Genomic DNA, 16141 nt, shown 5'->3' with positions numbered 1-16141 from the left:
AACCCAATTTCGCAAAAGGAGTCAGTCAGCAATGAGGATTTTACTAGTTGATGATGAGAAAAAAATAACAACTGTGCTCAAAGCCTACCTCCAACAAGAAGGGTACCAAGTCAGCACTGCTATTAATGGCCTTGTCGCACTGACGATGTTTAAAGAAAATCCTTTTGACTTGCTCCTTCTGGATTTAATGCTGCCCGGCATGTCCGGAACAGAAATTTGCCGGGAAATTCGAAAAATATCTTCCGTACCAATCATTATGCTCACAGCAAAAGTTGAAGAAGAAGACCGTATCCAAGGACTAAGTATGGGGGCAGATGATTATATTACGAAACCTTTCAGCCCTCGGGAAGTGGTGGCCCGTGTACGAGCTGTATTACGCCGTTCCAGTAATGAAACTGCTCCTCTGGCAGACATAATTTCTTATGACAATGGTCTAACCATTAATAACCTACAGTATGAGGTCAGGTTGGATGATCAAGAAATCTCTTTAACTCCTACTGAATTTAAAATTCTGGGTGCCTTAGCCAAGCATCCCGGCCGGGTATTATCTCGAGGTCAGTTGGTCGAAATTGTTCAAGGGCATGACTTTGGGGGGGATGACCGGGTCATCGATGCCCATATTAAGAAAATTCGTCAAAAGATCGAAACCACTCCGAGTAACCCCCAAATAGTTCTCACTGTATATGGCATCGGCTATAAATTCAATCCGAATGCGAGGGAATAGAATGCGTACCAAATTGTTTCTTTCCACTCTCATCGTTGCGCTTATTACCTTAGCATTCAGCATTATTTCAGTAAATTACGTCTTTAAACAACAGTTTAGCGATTACTTAACACAGTTAAATGAAGCCGCTTTAGAACAATTGCCCACTCGCCTAAGCGAACTGTATCAAGCTAAAGGCTTATGGGACTCAACGGCTCTGTCTGAATTAAGTCATTCTCTCCCGACAGGTGCCGTTGTTACTCTGACTGATCCCAATGGCAAATTAATTGCCACCTTAAACAACCCCATGGAAACTATGATGCACGGCCAAAGGGGAATGGGCATGGAAATGCATATGTCCACCTCTTCCACTATGCGGTGGAAAACAATGACCCTAACAGTGTCAGGACCTTTGGGGACATTAGCCACTGCTGAGGTACGCTACCCAGCAACAGCCCAAATTCTTAATTCTCAAGATGTCCAATTCCAATCCGCAGTCTTTCGTTCATTGCTTTTCGCTGGAGGATTAGCTCTGCTCTTTGGCATTCTCCTTAGTTACTTTACAAGTCGTCAACTCGTCGCTCCCCTCAAACGGTTAATTAAAGCCGCAGACCGCATTGGCCATGGTTACCTAAGTGAACGGGTTTCAGTCAGCTCCCGGGACGAGGTAGGACAACTGGCTAAAGCATTTAATTCAATGGCCGATAATTTAGATCGTCAAGAGACCCTGCGCAAGCAATTTACAGCAGATATTGCTCATGAATTGCGAACTCCTTTAACCTCAATTAAAAGTTATATTGAAGCCTTTCAAGATGGAGTCCTGCTCGCTGATCAGGAAAACTTATGTTCTATTCATGAGGAAATTAACCGGCTTGTTGACTTGTCAAGTGATCTTAAAGATTTAAATGTTGCTGAGATAGGTGGAATACATCTCAATCTGAAATCTGTAGATCTAAATCACCTTATTCAGAAAATAATTTATGGCCTTTATCCCCTTATCCGGGAAAAGAAATTAGCTCTCAATTGGCAGCCTCCAAATGAAAGCTTAGGGATATTAGGTGATGAGCGCCTTCTTACCAGGCTCTTCTACAATATAATTCACAATGCCTACAGATATTCAGACCCGGGTGGACAAATAGACCTTACTCTTACTCAGACTTTAGACTCTGTAGAAATCAAAATCAGCAATACAGGTATGGGCATTTCGGAAGAGGATCTTCCCTTAATCTTCGAACGCTTTTATCGTGGGGATAAATCCAGAACCCGCGAAACAGGAGGGACGGGTATCGGGCTAGCGTTGGTTCGGCAGATCACTCAGCTTCATCATGGAACGATAGCTGTTCAGAGTAAAATCGGCTGTTCAACGGAATTCATTATTAAACTTCCAAAAAAACTAACAGTGGCTGAGGAGTAATTCCCAGCCACTGTTTGTCTTTGAACTCATTTCCTCTTCAAATTCATTTAGCCTCTAAATCACGTTTTCTACTTTGAAACTCTTCAGAATCAATCTCCCCACGGGCATACCGTTCACGAAGGATGTCTATCGCAGTAGGCTTCCCAATTGCAAGGTTATACCCCTGTAAGGCATTGCGACGACGAAATAGATAGATTCCTAGGATAATTATCCCAACCCAAAAGATAAAGTGCAATCCCATACCGGCCATACCCATCATTCCATAGCCCCCGCTTCCGTAACCACCATGTCCCCAGCCACCCATCATATTACCCCAACCGCCCATCATACTAATTCCTCCTTCAGACTTTTTTTAGAAAATTACTTTTAGATATTCCCTTTGTGGATAGAGTACAAACATTATTTAACCCTTTTTTATGGATATGGGCTGCTTTTGTATATAGAGCTCTTGTTTCCTTGCAAGGTAATCCTCTCGTTGGATTTCACCCCGGGCATATCGTTCATTTAATATTTCCAGCGAAGTATTCAAACCAAATTGATGGTCAATGCAGCTTGAACCTCGGGAATTCGCTGAACTGTTCCAACAATACAAAATAACAACTAACAGAATGAAACCGAGCATCATCATTTAAGTTCGCCCCCTTTAATTATGTGCACTCCCATTCATCATCGAACCATAAGAGCCTCCCATTGCCCTTTGGCTATTCATCATGCTTGCTCCATAATTGTTCATAATCTCATTCATTCTATCTAAATTCTCCCCCATATGAGCTCTAGCTGTTGGATCTGAATTCATAAGCTCTTCCATTTTCTCAATATCTCCAGTTTGCATTGCACTCTGCATGCCCTCTGAATTATGAAGATTTTGCATTTCCGGGGAATTCATCAGCGTTTGGTGTTGTTCAGATGAAAAAGTTTTCTGCATATATCCATGCATTTTTCCAAACCATGAGTTTTCCGGTTGGTTAGCTGTTTCAGCTAAGGCCGGCAAGGTCAAGAGCCCTAGGGCTAAGGCTGTTGTTCCTAGTATTGCTGTAATTCTTGTACTGATTCTTTTCATGGAAAATTCCTCCTCAATCAATTCTGATTTGTGTTTGCTCCGTTCTTCTATGTCCTTAGTCTAACTCTCTGATACGATTTACTCATGAAAAAGTTGTGAATTTCTCATGAATAAGGGAACCCGATTAATAATTTAAATATCCCAAAAAAATAATCCTTGGAGATGCCAGTTTTTTGGCCTCCAAGGATTATTAAGTCATGCTAGATATTTGTTATATTTGACGTCGTTCTGTTATGGGTTATTTATTGTGGGTTTTTACCAAAAATTTATCTACCTTGCCATTAATATCGATGCAAGTCCACTCAATTTCCTTTTCCCTAACCTTAGGAATAAGCCTAGCTGGATAGTACCCTAATTGATAGGGGATCCGCGTTTCAAGCGCTTCGAATCGGCAGGCTTTTATACAGGCCATGCAATCCCAGCAATCCCTTTTTGCCCGACAAAAAGCCTTCTTGTCCTCATTTAGTTCCATTAAATCCCCCGGACAGATCTCTTCACATTTTCCGCATCCTTGACATTTATCTTGATAAACTACTGGCGGCATCTCTTCACCCTCCTATCTTAAGCTTTTAAACGATCACCCGAGATAATTTGTTCATAGGGGCGAGTAAACATTTCCACTTCTTTGGTTTCAGGATTATAACGAGAGTTTACAAAGCAATCATATTTTTGGTCATTCTTTTCCGGAAAATCTGCTCGGGACTGCCACCCTGGCCATCTGGTCTCTTCACGGAACATTAGGTGGTGTACCAAAACCTGAGCTACGTCTAATCTGTCAATAACTTCATGAGCATCCATCAACTCATGAAGATCTGAGGCAATCAGATATTTGACCTGATCCTTCAAAATCTTGAGATTGCGCAGAGCATATTCCAAACCTTCCTTATTCATTCTAAAAAATTGATGCACGCCTCCAGCATATTCATCCATCAGGCGCTGTAGTCTCTCTTCCATTTCTCGAGGCTTAACTCCATCCCCCACGGAAATATGCCGTAAACCGGGAGCAAAAATTCGCTCCTTCTCTATGAGAATTTGTTCCTCATTTATGATCCCCTGTTCGATACCGGCTACATATTCAACGGCAGCTCGGGCGGATAAGATTCCCTCAGCAGCACAACCACCCACAAATTTGTTGGGTGTTCCACCTGCCACATCACCACAAGCATACAATCCGGGCAAAGTTGTTGCTCTTTTTACATCGACCCAGTATCCGCTGGCTGTGTGTCCACCCACAATATAGGGGTCAGACCCATAAATTTCGATGGGTTCCTTATTTAAATCTTGAGCTCGGCTGGCCAGGAATAAGACATAACTGGGACGCTCGTTTAGATAATCGTATTTCATATCATGGATTTGCTCGGGAGTCATGTGGGTAGTATCTACATAGCAGGGACCACGACCTTCGCGCCACTCATCCATCGGCAGGTTAGCCCGAATATAACGGGGAGCTGCATCCCCGCCCAGATGGGCATACCGGGTTTTCAGTATTTGCTCTCCCTTGCAATTAATCATTGGGGTTTTATATCCCACTGAGATAGTATCGATAGGGCCATTAAAATCTTTAGTACGAGTGGCGCACCAGCGCATCTCAAAAGTGGTCATTTCGGCACCCTGACGAATACCGATGGCAAAACCAGTACCTACATTAAATGGAGCATACCAGAGCTGATGGTGACTGTCGTTGCCGTCGTTTTGATAAGGCTTATACAAACCTGCCGCACCACCTGTTGCTATAATGGTTGCCTTGGCTCGTATGATATACACTTTACCGTCCCTTACCCCAAAACCAATAGCACCGATTACTTTATTACCCTCCATTAGGTAATTGGTTGCTACCACTCTGTTAATAATTTCGCAACCCGTTTCACGGGTTTTTTCGGCTAAAATAACTTTCATCTCAGAACCACTGATCGTGATATCCCATTTACCTCTAGTTTTGTATTCATCCCCGTCTGCTTCATACTTAATGGGCATACCCCACTCTTCCCATTCTTCGATGGGCTTGTTTAAAACCTCTGCCATGGAAATCGTCAAATCTTCCCGGAGCAGGCCGCCCGCCTGAGAACGACTCCAGCGCACGAAATCTTCGATGGTACGATCCTTTTTAATGTAGGTATTAATCGCATCCATACCACCAGCTAGGCAACCACTGCGATCAATGTGGGCTTTCTCCATTAAAGTTACTTGCAAATCAGGGTTGAGGCGCTTAGCCTCAATAGCAGCGAAACAACCGGCATTTCCCGCTCCGATAATCAGAATATCGGTATCAATGCGAACCTCTTCAATTTTCTCAAGGGAACTGGGCATTTTTGCTCTTGACATCATATTTTCCTCCTTTAAAAGTTATGGAGTGGGCACCCAGATAGGGTAACCAGTGAAGGCATACCAGGGCACCATGATAAAGACCATATAGAGAATTACCATTAATGTTAAGGGTGCACCAACTTTAACGAATTCACCAAAGGTAAATTCCTCAGTTCCATAGGCGATGAGACAGGCTGTTACCGAGATAGGCAATACAAACGCGTAACTATCTACATTCAATACCATCATAGTAAAGGCTACCGTATTCAGCTCAAGCATAGGAGCCATTGCTGCAACAATGGGCGCCAGCAGAGTTACAGCTGCAACATTGCTTACAATACCCAAGCGGCTGATTTGTACTACAACACAGATAAAAATGCTAACCCCAATCCAACCCCAAGCTGGTGCTAAACCAACCAAGTGAGAAGCAATCCATTTGTCTACACCTGTTTTTTCAAAAGCGGATACCAAGGACAGGGAACCGCAGAGCAACAACCAAGTACCAAAGATCGTGTTAGATTGCACCTTTTTCCAGGAAAAGTCAGCAAGCCCCGGAATGAATAGTACCATCACGGCTATCAGAGCAACCAAGGCCATTTGGTAACCGTGTATTTGTTCAGTTGCCCATAAAGAGATTGCAATTCCAAAGGTGACCAAAACAATCCACTCTGTACTAGTCATTTTACCCATGGCTTCTTTTTGACGGCTGATTTCTGTGATACCCCCGGGAACTTCAATATTTTTAGTTTTCATAATCCAATTGACCCAGTAATACATGATTACCAAAATGCCAAGTAATGGCCAATTCATCCAACCCCAGGTTCCCCAATTGATCACGTCTTTTTCCATTGCCTGATTGATAGTTTGAGCTACAATAACATTGGACATATGGCTATGCATCAGAATAGTTCCGCTTGCCAATGAGGCGAAGCCGATACCCACCATTGTAAAGACCTTACGTGCTCTGGCACCTTCGCCATTTTTATCAAACAGACTGTTTAAACCTTGAATAATCGGCAGGAAGAGTGCTCCCCTGGCATTCGTGGCCGGAACCAGTACAGCAGTTACTAAGTGAGCTCCAATTATACCTTTTAGAACACTCCCAACTGTGGGTTTAACCCTGGAAACTATACTGAGAGCAATCCTCTTGTCTAAGCCAGTGGTCTGCATAACAGCAGCTAAAATAAAACAACCAAGAATCAAGAACGTAACATTACTGGTAAAGCCACTAAAGGCATCTGGGAGTTTCTTAGCTGCACCAGTTAGCGATAATAAGACCGGAATCATCAGTCCTGAAACTGCTAAAGGCAATCCATCACTCAACCAGATGACTGTGGCCCAGCCCATCACAGCCAAGGCTGCCCGGCCGCCTACTGTAAGACTCTCAGAAGTTGGAATGAATAGTAGAATTGCGGCAAAAACTAACCAAGAAATAATGAAACCCAGTAAGGCATTCTTACTTTTGCCCGTTTTATTCGAAATCACCTTAGTACCTGAATTCTGTGTTTTGGGCTGTAAAACATGATCCGACATTGGTACCCCCCATTTCTTCATATGTTAAATAGACAATCGCTCTTTGAACAGTTAAGTCACCCCTCCGTCCTATTCTTGTGTATGTGAAGATTTTAACAACACAAATTGATTGTTAAAACCAGACTTAAGACATTTTTGTGTCATTTTAACGACAAAGAAATCCAGCCGACAAAATAAAGGTCGTTCGAGCGACCTTTATTTTGTCGGCTGGATTACATTCTTTCTAATGGGCTATTTTACTATTCTTGAATCCAGGTTTTTAGCTTATTGGGATTTACACCAACAATCTCTCTACCTTCATATTGGATGCTTCCATCTTCCTTAAACAAGTTGAGCAGGGAGGAAATTGTTTGTCGTGCTGAACCTATCACACAGGCCAGTTCTTCCTGAGTAACCCTCAAGTGCACACGTATAATACCGTCTGCACCTTTATCCCCGGAACGTTCAGCCATAGCTAACAAAAAGATCGCCAGCCTCCCTTGGATGGGGTTCATGATAAAATCATAAATAGTATTTTGAGCTTCCCTCAACCTATCACTCATCAATCTGACTATTTTCTCGGAAAATATTGGCATCTCGGCCATCATCTTTTTAAAACCATCTTTCCATATAATCTGAATAGCGACATTGTCCATGGCTTCAGCACTATATTCTCTCTCACTGATATTGCTAAGTACTTCAGCCAGACCAATGAAGTCCCCGGGATAACGAAGTGCCACAGACACCTGACGACCGTCCGAGGTGGTGCGATATATCTTCACTAAACCAGATTTAATATAATAAACTTCGTTGGCTTTTTGGCTGGTGGAAAAAATTATCTGCCCTTTGGGATATTTGATTTCTGAAGCTATTTGATTTAAATACTCCAGTTCTTCTTCGTCTATCTCAAACATCATCTTCCCCCTCTTACGTTGACAATTAATATTGAAAAAGCCGGAATATTTCCGACTTTAAATCTCTTACCCATTATATCATTTTTAACCGCCAGCTAATAAAGTTCTTTCTCATTTGTGGCTATTACTCTTTTGTCTTGTCGGAAACATTATTAGGGTTGATAGGGGGACTATCTCCGAATTCTTCCATGGGGAGCTCAGACATTAAATTTGCCTTCTTAAGCAGAGTAAATGTCATCCTTTTTAGTTCATCGGTCCTAAGTTCGTAAAGCTGTTCCCTGCATCTTACATAGATATTGAAAGCATTAAGAGCAAGCCTATCAATTTCTGTTTCAAACTTCATGAGCTCACCATATATTTGATGCTTTTTTATATCCTGTTCTAGTTCTTTACGAACCACTCCTTTAAGAGAAAAAACAAAGCTCAAGGCTTTGGCCGGGGTGAAATCTTGGATAGCCCTAACTCTTATTATATCATCAATGAAGGGCAGCTCCTCCTCGAGTCCCTCTCCGGCAATTAATGCTTCCAGAATTTTGTCCATTCCCTCAGTAAACGTATGTCCAACCGGATTTCTAAACCTATCTTTCTGATCCTTCAAAAAGCCCGAGGTATCTGTGGGATATGTCGCCATGATTGCATCAAACCACTGCTGCAAGATAGCTGGTTTCTTTTCTTCAATGAGGTCTTTTATCATCATATCCATTTATTTACGCTCCTTATTTGAAAACATGCAGCTTTATTCCCGTGCCCCTTTATACCTTTTTGATTCCCCGATCTAATTAAGGCCTTAGGATATTATTTGTGGATTTAGTATAATTATGTAATCATATTTGCAAACCGAGATTTGCTAGAAATATAAGAACCCTTGAAGTATAAAAAAAAACAAGCAGCAAAGAATAATCAAAACAAAATAGACCAATAATCTGGAGGACGATATATGAGAAGACAAACTAAAAGATGGGTTGTGTTTACTACTGCTTGGTATGTATTAATGTTTCTGTTGATTCATCCCAAAAGAATAAAAAAGGCTGTTGCTTTTGGATTATCCTTAGGTTTAGTCCCTGCAATCTTTTTAAATTGGATTACGGTTAAAACTTATAGACTATGGAGATTACCCGGGGACATTCTATTAAATGGGGTTCCTATTCTGGCTTGTGTTTCTTGGATTCCTCCTGCTGCGATTTTCGCTAATTATTTCCCGTACAGAAAAAACCTTACTTGGAAAACTAGTTATATACTATTGTTTTCTTTAGGAACTACAATAGTACAATTAGTGCAACAAACAATAGGTATGTGGGAAAATAAAAAGTGGAAAACTCCGTATACTCTTCCTCTTGCTATCTTAACACATACTTCAATGGCTTTTCTTCTACCACTCTTTAAATTGAACAAAATCAGGATAAACGATCAATATTAACGAATAATGTTATGCTCTTAAACAACGACAAGACTTTCAGTCTTGTACTAGTTTGTAGGGCCCCTCTTATTAAGGGGCCTCATTCGCATTCAACGCTATATTGAGCACATAAAAATATTAGCAATAAGTACTCTCATACGGGTAATAAAAAGGCGACCCCATTAATAGGGTCGCGACTAGTTACAAATTAATAGCTTTGATGAATCATTTTTAATTGTTGCCGACGAGCAATAATTGAAAGTGAATAATTCAAAACGAAGTACGTTGAAGCAATCATTCCAAATACTGTAAAGACTTGACCTGTTGTTCCATATTGGCCCAAAATAATCATGCCCTTGCCAGTAAGGTCTTCTACACCTACAACCCATACGAAAGATGTATCCTTAATAACAGTTATAAACTGAGATACTAAAGGCGGTATCATCTTGTGCATGGCTTGCGGTAGTATAATATACATCAAGGTTTGGCGATAGGAAAAGCCCTGAGATTTGGCAGCTTCCCACTGCCCTTTATCAATGGAGGCTAACCCTCCTCGAACTATCTCTGCAATGATCGCCGATGTGAAGACCGCAATTGCCACAATTCCCGAATTAATCGGCTTCATCGTAGTCATAAAGCGAAAAACTAAAATAAATAGCAGCATGGGAATGTTTCGAACACATTCAATATACAAGGCAGCGATTCTGCCCAGAATAGGCTGTTTAGAATAACGAGCAATTCCCAGCAGGGTTCCAAAGACAAAACTGATCAGTATTGCCATGACAGCAATATACAAGGTCGTCATAAGTCCTTGACCGAGAAAGCGAATTAGTTCTGGTTTAAATACTTCTTGAATCATGCAGATACCCCCGTTTTACCTTCGAAGCGGCGTGTCAGCGTTGCTAAAGGTAAACAAAGCAGGAGATAGAGCAGCCCTACTACAACATACGCGGGCCCGTAATAGAGATTATCACTTGACCATGAGTCCGCACGATACATCAGATCTCCACCGGCTACCATAGCCATTACCGATGTGTTTTTAATCAAGTTAACCGCTTGATTAGTGAGGGGTGGTATAACTACTCGAGAAGCTTGCGGCAAGATAACATGCCGCATTGCTCCCCAAAAACTAAACCCCTGAGATAAGGCAGCTTCCATCTGCCCCTTGTGAATCGAGTTGATTCCAGCCCTGACCACTTCGGCAATATAGGCCCCATGATAAACCCCGACACCTAGAACCCCCACAGTAAACACAGGCAGCATAACGCCCATATGCGGCAGCCCATGATAAAGGAAGAAAACCTGGATAACCAGAGGCGTGTTTTGAATAAATTCCACATAGACGCGACTTACTAGCTTTGCTAGTGTCCACTGAGAAGTACCTAACACCCCAAACACTATCCCCAGTATCAATGCTAATGCAAGGGAAAGGATGGCTACCATGATTGTAGTTTTAAACCCCTCAGCAAGTACCGTCCAATCACGGAAAAGCGCTTCCCATTTAAACCAAGCAAAAGGACCAACCACTATTTAAGCCCCCACTTTTGAATCATTTTATCGAGTTCACCGGATGCTTTCAGCTCAGCAATGGTATCATTAACCGTTTTTGCTAAGCCGTCATTTCCTTTCTTGGAAGCAACACCATAGTCTTGAGGACTAAAACTATCGTCCAAGATAACCGTTGAGTCATCTAAATATCCAAATAAGATAGAACCATCTACTGAGAAACAATCAACCCGGCCGGAATCCAAGGCAGTCTTAATTTCCGGATAGGTGCTGAACTCTAAGAAGGTGATTTTTGCTCCAAGTTTGTCTGCTGCCTCTTGGATAGCTTTCTTACTGGTTGCACTTTGGGCTACACCAATCTTTTTGCCATTTAAATCTTTGAGACTTTTAATCCCGGAATCCTTTTTAACCATTAATTTTACACCATCTGTAAAATACGAATCAGAGAAGTTATAGCTCTTTTTGCGCTCTTCGGTAACTGTAAATGTGGCAATAACCAGATCCACATCTCCGCTATCTACTAATGGCCCACGTGTCTTTGCTGTTACTGCAGTGGTTTCGATTTTCTCAGTTCCCAATATTTTTTTAGAGATAGCTTTGGCTAAATCAATCTCATAGCCATCAACTACGTCAGACTTAGGATCCTTATAGCCAAATTTAGGAACATCAACTTTTACCCCTACTTTAAGAACGCCCCTGTCTTTAATAGCCTGAACATCTGCCGGCAGTCCGCTGCCGCTTTTCTCAGGAGCCGCTGGAGTTGATCCACATCCTGTTACCAAACCGGCAACTAATAATAGACTCGTCAAAACCATACCAAATTTTTTCATGTTTTATCCCCCTCTTTAACTTTCTTCGGCTCAAGATACGCGTATCTTGGCACTAACTTCAGTACACCTATAGCACCGAATTTCAAACTAGCGCAAAATTCGGCTTAGGAACGATTTAGTTCGTTCGTGGGTAGGGTTTTCAAAAAAGCATTTAGGAGTATTTTCTTCTACAATCTGTCCGTCATCCATGAAAATAACGCGATCAGCCACGGTTTTAGCAAAACCCATTTCATGGGTAACTACGACCATAGTAATTCCCTCGTGGGCTAAATCAACCATAACGTCAAGAACTTCCTGGATCATCTCAGGATCTAAGGCTGATGTTGGCTCATCAAAGAGCATGATTTTTGGACGCATTGCCAAAGCTCTGGCAATCGCCACACGTTGCTGCTGTCCCCCAGAAAGTTGGGAGGGATAGACATTAGCCTTTTCTTTTAGCCCTACGCGTTCAAGATAGGCTAAACCAGCCTCCGCAGCCTCAGCCTGGGACACTTTTTTGATAAGTATTGGGGCAAGAGTTAAATTTTCTAATACCGTTTTGTGCGGATAGAGATTAAATTGTTGAAAGACCATCGCAACCGATTGACGAACCTTAGCCACTAATGCCTTGTGAGCAGTAATTTCAACACCATCCACCGTAACCTTACCAGAACTCGGCTTCTCTAAAAGGTTCATACATCGAATTAGTGTACTCTTGCCTGATCCGCTGGGGCCAATGACCACCAATTTTTCTCCCGATTTCACTGTTAAATCGATATTTTTTAAGACGTGCAAATGACCAAAATGTTTGTTTACCCCTTCTAATTGAATCAAGCGGTTTCTCCTTCCAATTATTCTATTTTTTACCATTTTAAGAACTCAAAATTTATTATTCCATATCCATTATTCGTCGAAATACACAAAAATTCCTCTTTTATGTAATAAAGAATAATGTATACACATTGCTAGGTTGACAAAAAGTTACACTTGCTCTAAACTAAAGGCGAGCTGACATTGAGTTCGCGCAAATGAGCGCGACTAAATCGGAATACCATCTGCTATGGAACTTCATATTACAAAGATATTTATCTTTGCTGACATGTCGTGCAGGTGAGCCCGTACAGAGAAGGGACAACAATAGTTGTCTCTTTTTTGTTGTCAGATAAGTATATCAGTGGACACAACTTTATGTATAAAAAATATATTATAGCAAACAAGAACAGCGTCGGTATTTTTCTTCTCCGATACGCTGCCTCTTCGCAAATTATATCAAATATCCGCTAGCCCCAGACTAATTTCGATGGCCTGATCTACCCTTAACATAACCTCTTCATCCAATACGGCCACTTTCTCCTTAAGCCGACTTTTATCAACGGTTCGAATTTGTTCTGTAAGAATGACTGAATCCCGCTCTAATCCACTTCGTTTAGCTCTTACTTCCACATGAGTAGGTAATTTGGCCTTGGCAATTTGTGAAGTGATCGCTGCGATAATTGTTGTGGGGCTAAATTGATTTCCTATGTCGTTTTGGATCACGAGGACGGGACGAGTTCCTCCCTGTTCTGAGCCAACAACGGGGTTAAGCTCAGCGTAATAGATTTCCCCGCGTTTTATCATCATCTCTGATATGCCACCATCGTTTCTTCATAATACTCTAAAACCTCTTGCTCTGTTGAAAACAATTCCCTAGCTATGGATAAATTCAGTTGCGCCATCTCTTGGTAGCCCTTACGCATTTGCTCATGGATACCCTTTTTCCGGCGCTCGTGAAGGATGCTATTCAATGCTTCTCGAATAAATTCGCTGCGATTACGCTTTTCAACTGTGACGATCCCATCAACCTCCGCAAGCAAACTTTCCGGCAAACTTATCATAATTCGCTTACTTTCTGCCACATTAGCACCCCCAAGTCATTTAGCTAAAGCTATACTCTATTATAGACAGTAACCTAAAAAAGTGTCAACGAATTCGAATGGCAAATAAACCAAAACCCTGGTAAAACAAGGTCTTTTCGCCATGTAAATTATGGTAAGGGGCCAGCATCTTAAAAGAACTTAAATAGCGGAATTGTTTAATAATGATAGTATATCAGTATATCACTCATGATATACTGATTTTTGCTCATAAACAAACAGAGCTTTGAAACTAGGCTTGCTTCAACAATCTTTTGACCATAACCTTATGGGCCAGTTCTTCCAAGCGATCATCCAGATTCATTAAAAGAGTATCTATTCCTCGTCTTTTAAGGGCTAATTCCAACAATAAATCAGCCAGATGAGGGTTCTTGGGCAGCAGCGGCCCATGCAGATAAGTACCAAAGACATTCAGGTACCGAACCCCTTCCCCACTGTCCTCTCCATTGTTTCCATTCCCAAAGATGACTTTCCCTAAAGGGCTGACTTCTTCGCCTAAATGAGTTTTGCCAGAGTGATTCTCAAACCCCACTAATGTTTTGAGCCTTTGCGAATCTACCCCTAAAATTGTCGGATTAAGTTCTACAACCACATTCCCAATCAAACGCTTTGTGCCGGCAATTGTCCAGACATCGAGAATTCCCAGCCCATCAATTCTTTCTCCGTTAGCCATTTGATAGTATTTCCCCAGCATTTGATAACCGCCACAAATGGCAAGCACTACCAGACCATTCTCGATAGCTTTTCTGAGTTCATCTTCCCGCCGCATCAGATCCTGAACCAATAAACCTTGTTCCCGGTCGGAACCGCCGCCAATGAATAGAATATCCATACTCATGAAATCTAAGTCTTCGCCTAAGGAGGCTTGTTGAATATCCGGCTCAATCCCCCGCCAACGACAGCGGGAAGCCAGAGTCAAAATGTTTCCCCGATCACCGTAAAGATCCAGCAAATCCGGATAAAGATGGCAAATTTTTAAGTTCATGCTCTGGCCTCCTTTCCACCCTTAGCTTCCGATTTAGTTAATCCGGCGCTATTTTGGAGATTTTCTAAGATGCCTCGGAAGGGAAAGAGTAGTGTATAGGTCGGTAAGACAAACCAGGCCTCGTCCTCGGCCCGAGTTTTTTTCAAGTGATCCAAGGCTCCCTCTAAACTGTGTTCCAAAATGAGCTTTTCAACAGATACACCGGCATATTTAAGCCGTAAGGCAATGTCTTCTGCTCGCAGACCTGTACAAACAACCTTTTTAATTCTTCTGTCCTGCTCGCCTAATCGTTCAAAATTCACATCCCAAAGCCAGGAAATATCTCTGCCATCTGCTGCCAGATCATTAATTCCAATCAATATCCCCAGAGATTTATTAACCCCGATCATTGTCTGAATTACTTGATCAAAACCGGTCGGATTTTTAACGAGAGTTAAGGTGGCCTCCCCTTCTGACAAATAAAACCGTTCCATACGTCCCGCTTGAGGGATGAAGACTCGCAATCCTCTTGCGATTGTTTCATCTTCGCAGCCTAACTCACGAGCTGCTGTAAATGCCGCTAGGGCATTGTATAAATTATAGTATCCTTGCAAAGCGATTTGATAGGTAACTTCATTAACTTGAAATAGCAAAGCTCCTTCATTTTGATGAATATCTTGGGCAAGTATCTTCGGCTCTGGACGATGAAACCCGCAGCCCGAACATTTAAAAACCCCTAATTGCCCATAGTGAAACAGAGAATATTCCAAGGCTGTCCCACAACTAGGGCAAAATCTGGCTTCCCGGGTCTCTTGACTCTCTTCACGACTATCCGGAGTACGTTCCACCCCATAATAGATAGCTTTAGTAAGATTCGTTCCAAACTGAGCGACTAAGGGATCGTCTGCATTTAAGATTAGAATGGTTTCCTTCGGCAATGATTCTTTAACCATGCGAACTGTTGTATCTAATTCTCCATAGCGATCAAGTTGATCGCGGAAAAAGTTTGTTACAATCGCCAAATTAGGAGTCACCTGCTTACAAAACTTTGGCACAGTTGCTTCATCAACTTCTAACAATGCCAACCTGGCTCTCGCCGTGCCTCTCCAACTTGTATTTTGGATCAATGCCCCTGTAATACCGGTAACTAAGTTTGCTCCTGCTTGATTAAAGGCGAAGTCTTTTCCGGCCTCTCCCAAAATACTTGCCAAAAGATTGGCAGTTGTTGTCTTTCCATTGGTTCCGGTAACCATTATAATCCCATCTGTATAGGATTCACTTAAATGTTTCATGATCTGGGGATCAAACCAATTTGAAATCTTTCCAGGGAGGGTTGTCCCCTTTTTCCCCGTTGCTAACAAACCCGTTGTAATTATTTTACCCGCCCATAGGGCAAGCCAAAAACGCCATGTTCGCTTCATGTCTACTCCTTCAAACCTTATCTCATCTATTTTAGCACTTATATGTATTATCAACCAAAATCCGTTCAAAACAAACCTATCTTTATACCCCTTCTGAAGAGTTAGATTCTTAGGGCTTTATTATTTTCATACACCTATCTTACCACGAGTAACTAAGATTTTTATACTATCAATCTCGCAGTTATTGGTTATCAATTAACAGTTATCCTCAAATTTATTTAATCC

The 16141-nt window shown here is 41.9% G+C and carries 19 protein-coding genes; 3 read left to right on the top strand and 16 right to left on the bottom strand.

Annotation, left to right across the window (positions count from 1 at the left end):
• The first annotated feature begins 31 nt into the window (after nucleotides 1-31).
• Nucleotides 32-724, top strand: a complete 693-nt coding sequence (locus BLS16_RS02615) for a response regulator transcription factor (protein WP_092329471.1) — start codon at nucleotides 32-34, stop codon at nucleotides 722-724.
• A 1-nt stretch (nucleotide 725) separates the two neighbouring features.
• Nucleotides 726-2117: a sensor histidine kinase gene (locus BLS16_RS02610; RefSeq protein ID WP_092329468.1), complete on the top strand. Its 1392-nt coding sequence runs from the start codon at nucleotides 726-728 to the stop codon at nucleotides 2115-2117.
• A gap of 43 nt (nucleotides 2118-2160) precedes the next feature.
• Here the strand turns inward: BLS16_RS02610 and BLS16_RS02605 are convergent, their stop codons facing one another.
• The 8 genes from BLS16_RS02605 to BLS16_RS02570 form a co-directional block, all read right to left on the bottom strand.
• Nucleotides 2161-2445, bottom strand: coding sequence for an SHOCT domain-containing protein (locus tag BLS16_RS02605; protein ID WP_014901588.1), 285 nt, complete (start codon nucleotides 2443-2445; stop codon nucleotides 2161-2163).
• A 75-nt stretch (nucleotides 2446-2520) separates the two neighbouring features.
• A complete protein-coding gene (locus BLS16_RS02600; RefSeq protein ID WP_092329465.1) occupies nucleotides 2521-2745 on the bottom strand; it encodes an SHOCT domain-containing protein in 225 nt (74 codons plus the stop codon).
• A 15-nt stretch (nucleotides 2746-2760) separates the two neighbouring features.
• Nucleotides 2761-3177 (bottom strand): hypothetical protein, encoded by a 417-nt coding sequence (locus BLS16_RS02595; protein ID WP_092329463.1) that lies wholly within the window; start codon nucleotides 3175-3177, stop codon nucleotides 2761-2763.
• A gap of 238 nt (nucleotides 3178-3415) precedes the next feature.
• Nucleotides 3416-3721 (bottom strand): 4Fe-4S dicluster domain-containing protein, encoded by a 306-nt coding sequence (locus tag BLS16_RS02590; protein ID WP_092329460.1) that lies wholly within the window; start codon nucleotides 3719-3721, stop codon nucleotides 3416-3418.
• 17 nt (nucleotides 3722-3738) lie between these two features.
• The gene (locus tag BLS16_RS02585) at nucleotides 3739-5499 is read right to left on the bottom strand and encodes an adenylyl-sulfate reductase subunit alpha (RefSeq protein WP_092329458.1); all 1761 of its coding nucleotides are present in this window, start codon (nucleotides 5497-5499) and stop codon (nucleotides 3739-3741) included.
• Nucleotides 5500-5520: 21 nt separating this feature from the next.
• On the bottom strand, nucleotides 5521-7014 hold the full coding sequence (locus BLS16_RS02580; RefSeq protein WP_092329455.1) for an SLC13 family permease: 1494 nt from the start codon (nucleotides 7012-7014) through the stop codon (nucleotides 5521-5523).
• Nucleotides 7015-7253: 239 nt separating this feature from the next.
• Nucleotides 7254-7910, bottom strand: coding sequence for a Crp/Fnr family transcriptional regulator (locus BLS16_RS02575; RefSeq protein ID WP_345788507.1), 657 nt, complete (start codon nucleotides 7908-7910; stop codon nucleotides 7254-7256).
• A gap of 121 nt (nucleotides 7911-8031) precedes the next feature.
• Nucleotides 8032-8610 carry an RsbRD N-terminal domain-containing protein gene (locus tag BLS16_RS02570; RefSeq protein WP_092329450.1) on the bottom strand — a complete coding sequence of 193 codons (579 nt, stop codon included), beginning with the start codon at nucleotides 8608-8610 and terminating at the stop codon, nucleotides 8032-8034.
• A gap of 234 nt (nucleotides 8611-8844) precedes the next feature.
• On the opposite strand from BLS16_RS02570, the gene BLS16_RS02565 reads away from it, so the two are divergent.
• Nucleotides 8845-9324: a hypothetical protein gene (locus BLS16_RS02565; protein ID WP_092329447.1), complete on the top strand. Its 480-nt coding sequence runs from the start codon at nucleotides 8845-8847 to the stop codon at nucleotides 9322-9324.
• Between the two features lie 187 nt (nucleotides 9325-9511).
• On the opposite strand, the gene BLS16_RS02560 is transcribed toward BLS16_RS02565, so the two are convergent.
• From BLS16_RS02560 to BLS16_RS02525, 8 genes are all read right to left on the bottom strand, one after another.
• Nucleotides 9512-10162: an amino acid ABC transporter permease gene (locus BLS16_RS02560; protein WP_092329445.1), complete on the bottom strand. Its 651-nt coding sequence runs from the start codon at nucleotides 10160-10162 to the stop codon at nucleotides 9512-9514.
• Entirely contained in the window at nucleotides 10159-10830 is a 672-nt protein-coding gene (locus BLS16_RS02555; RefSeq protein ID WP_092329442.1) for an amino acid ABC transporter permease, read from the bottom strand. The genes BLS16_RS02560 and BLS16_RS02555 overlap by 4 nt, the downstream gene beginning before the upstream one ends.
• Entirely contained in the window at nucleotides 10830-11639 is an 810-nt protein-coding gene (locus BLS16_RS02550; protein WP_092329439.1) for a transporter substrate-binding domain-containing protein, read from the bottom strand. The genes BLS16_RS02555 and BLS16_RS02550 overlap by 1 nt, the downstream gene beginning before the upstream one ends.
• 87 nt (nucleotides 11640-11726) lie before the next feature.
• Nucleotides 11727-12452 carry an amino acid ABC transporter ATP-binding protein gene (locus tag BLS16_RS02545; RefSeq protein ID WP_092329437.1) on the bottom strand — a complete coding sequence of 242 codons (726 nt, stop codon included), beginning with the start codon at nucleotides 12450-12452 and terminating at the stop codon, nucleotides 11727-11729.
• Between the two features lie 435 nt (nucleotides 12453-12887).
• Nucleotides 12888-13238, bottom strand: coding sequence for a type II toxin-antitoxin system PemK/MazF family toxin (locus tag BLS16_RS02540; RefSeq protein WP_092329434.1), 351 nt, complete (start codon nucleotides 13236-13238; stop codon nucleotides 12888-12890).
• Nucleotides 13235-13513 carry a CopG family ribbon-helix-helix protein gene (locus tag BLS16_RS02535; RefSeq protein WP_014183054.1) on the bottom strand — a complete coding sequence of 93 codons (279 nt, stop codon included), beginning with the start codon at nucleotides 13511-13513 and terminating at the stop codon, nucleotides 13235-13237. The genes BLS16_RS02540 and BLS16_RS02535 overlap by 4 nt, the downstream gene beginning before the upstream one ends.
• Before the next feature lie 250 nt (nucleotides 13514-13763).
• Nucleotides 13764-14516, bottom strand: coding sequence for a type 1 glutamine amidotransferase (locus tag BLS16_RS02530; RefSeq protein WP_092329432.1), 753 nt, complete (start codon nucleotides 14514-14516; stop codon nucleotides 13764-13766).
• Nucleotides 14513-15916 carry a Mur ligase family protein gene (locus tag BLS16_RS02525; protein ID WP_092329430.1) on the bottom strand — a complete coding sequence of 468 codons (1404 nt, stop codon included), beginning with the start codon at nucleotides 15914-15916 and terminating at the stop codon, nucleotides 14513-14515. Before BLS16_RS02525 ends, BLS16_RS02530 begins: the two co-directional genes overlap by 4 nt.
• Between the last annotated feature and the right edge of the window lie 225 nt (nucleotides 15917-16141).

The organism is Desulfosporosinus hippei DSM 8344 (assembly GCF_900100785.1).
Lineage (GTDB): Bacteria > Bacillota > Desulfitobacteriia > Desulfitobacteriales > Desulfitobacteriaceae > Desulfosporosinus > Desulfosporosinus hippei.
Note: the sequence above shows the minus strand (reverse complement) of the source record. Positions and strands in the feature narration are given on the sequence as shown.

Excerpts from the sequence above, each read along its gene's own strand:
- BLS16_RS02610 (WP_092329468.1), top strand. The coding sequence starts at position 726 with ATGCGTACCAAATTGTTTCTTTCCACTCTCATCGTTGCGCTTATTACC.
- BLS16_RS02605 (WP_014901588.1), bottom strand. The coding sequence starts at position 2,445 with ATGATGGGCGGTTGGGGTAATATGATGGGTGGCTGGGGACATGGTGGT.
- BLS16_RS02550 (WP_092329439.1), bottom strand. The coding sequence starts at position 11,639 with ATGAAAAAATTTGGTATGGTTTTGACGAGTCTATTATTAGTTGCCGGT.
- BLS16_RS02565 (WP_092329447.1), top strand. The coding sequence starts at position 8,845 with ATGAGAAGACAAACTAAAAGATGGGTTGTGTTTACTACTGCTTGGTAT.
- BLS16_RS02600 (WP_092329465.1), bottom strand. The coding sequence starts at position 2,745 with ATGATGATGCTCGGTTTCATTCTGTTAGTTGTTATTTTGTATTGTTGG.
- BLS16_RS02585 (WP_092329458.1), bottom strand. The coding sequence starts at position 5,499 with ATGTCAAGAGCAAAAATGCCCAGTTCCCTTGAGAAAATTGAAGAGGTT.
- BLS16_RS02595 (WP_092329463.1), bottom strand. The coding sequence starts at position 3,177 with ATGAAAAGAATCAGTACAAGAATTACAGCAATACTAGGAACAACAGCC.
- BLS16_RS02570 (WP_092329450.1), bottom strand. The coding sequence starts at position 8,610 with ATGGATATGATGATAAAAGACCTCATTGAAGAAAAGAAACCAGCTATC.
- BLS16_RS02615 (WP_092329471.1), top strand. The coding sequence starts at position 32 with ATGAGGATTTTACTAGTTGATGATGAGAAAAAAATAACAACTGTGCTC.
- BLS16_RS02590 (WP_092329460.1), bottom strand. The coding sequence starts at position 3,721 with ATGCCGCCAGTAGTTTATCAAGATAAATGTCAAGGATGCGGAAAATGT.
- BLS16_RS02530 (WP_092329432.1), bottom strand. The coding sequence starts at position 14,516 with ATGAACTTAAAAATTTGCCATCTTTATCCGGATTTGCTGGATCTTTAC.
- BLS16_RS02560 (WP_092329445.1), bottom strand. The coding sequence starts at position 10,162 with ATGATTCAAGAAGTATTTAAACCAGAACTAATTCGCTTTCTCGGTCAA.
- BLS16_RS02580 (WP_092329455.1), bottom strand. The coding sequence starts at position 7,014 with ATGTCGGATCATGTTTTACAGCCCAAAACACAGAATTCAGGTACTAAG.
- BLS16_RS02540 (WP_092329434.1), bottom strand. The coding sequence starts at position 13,238 with ATGATGATAAAACGCGGGGAAATCTATTACGCTGAGCTTAACCCCGTT.
- BLS16_RS02525 (WP_092329430.1), bottom strand. The coding sequence starts at position 15,916 with ATGAAGCGAACATGGCGTTTTTGGCTTGCCCTATGGGCGGGTAAAATA.
- BLS16_RS02575 (WP_345788507.1), bottom strand. The coding sequence starts at position 7,910 with ATGATGTTTGAGATAGACGAAGAAGAACTGGAGTATTTAAATCAAATA.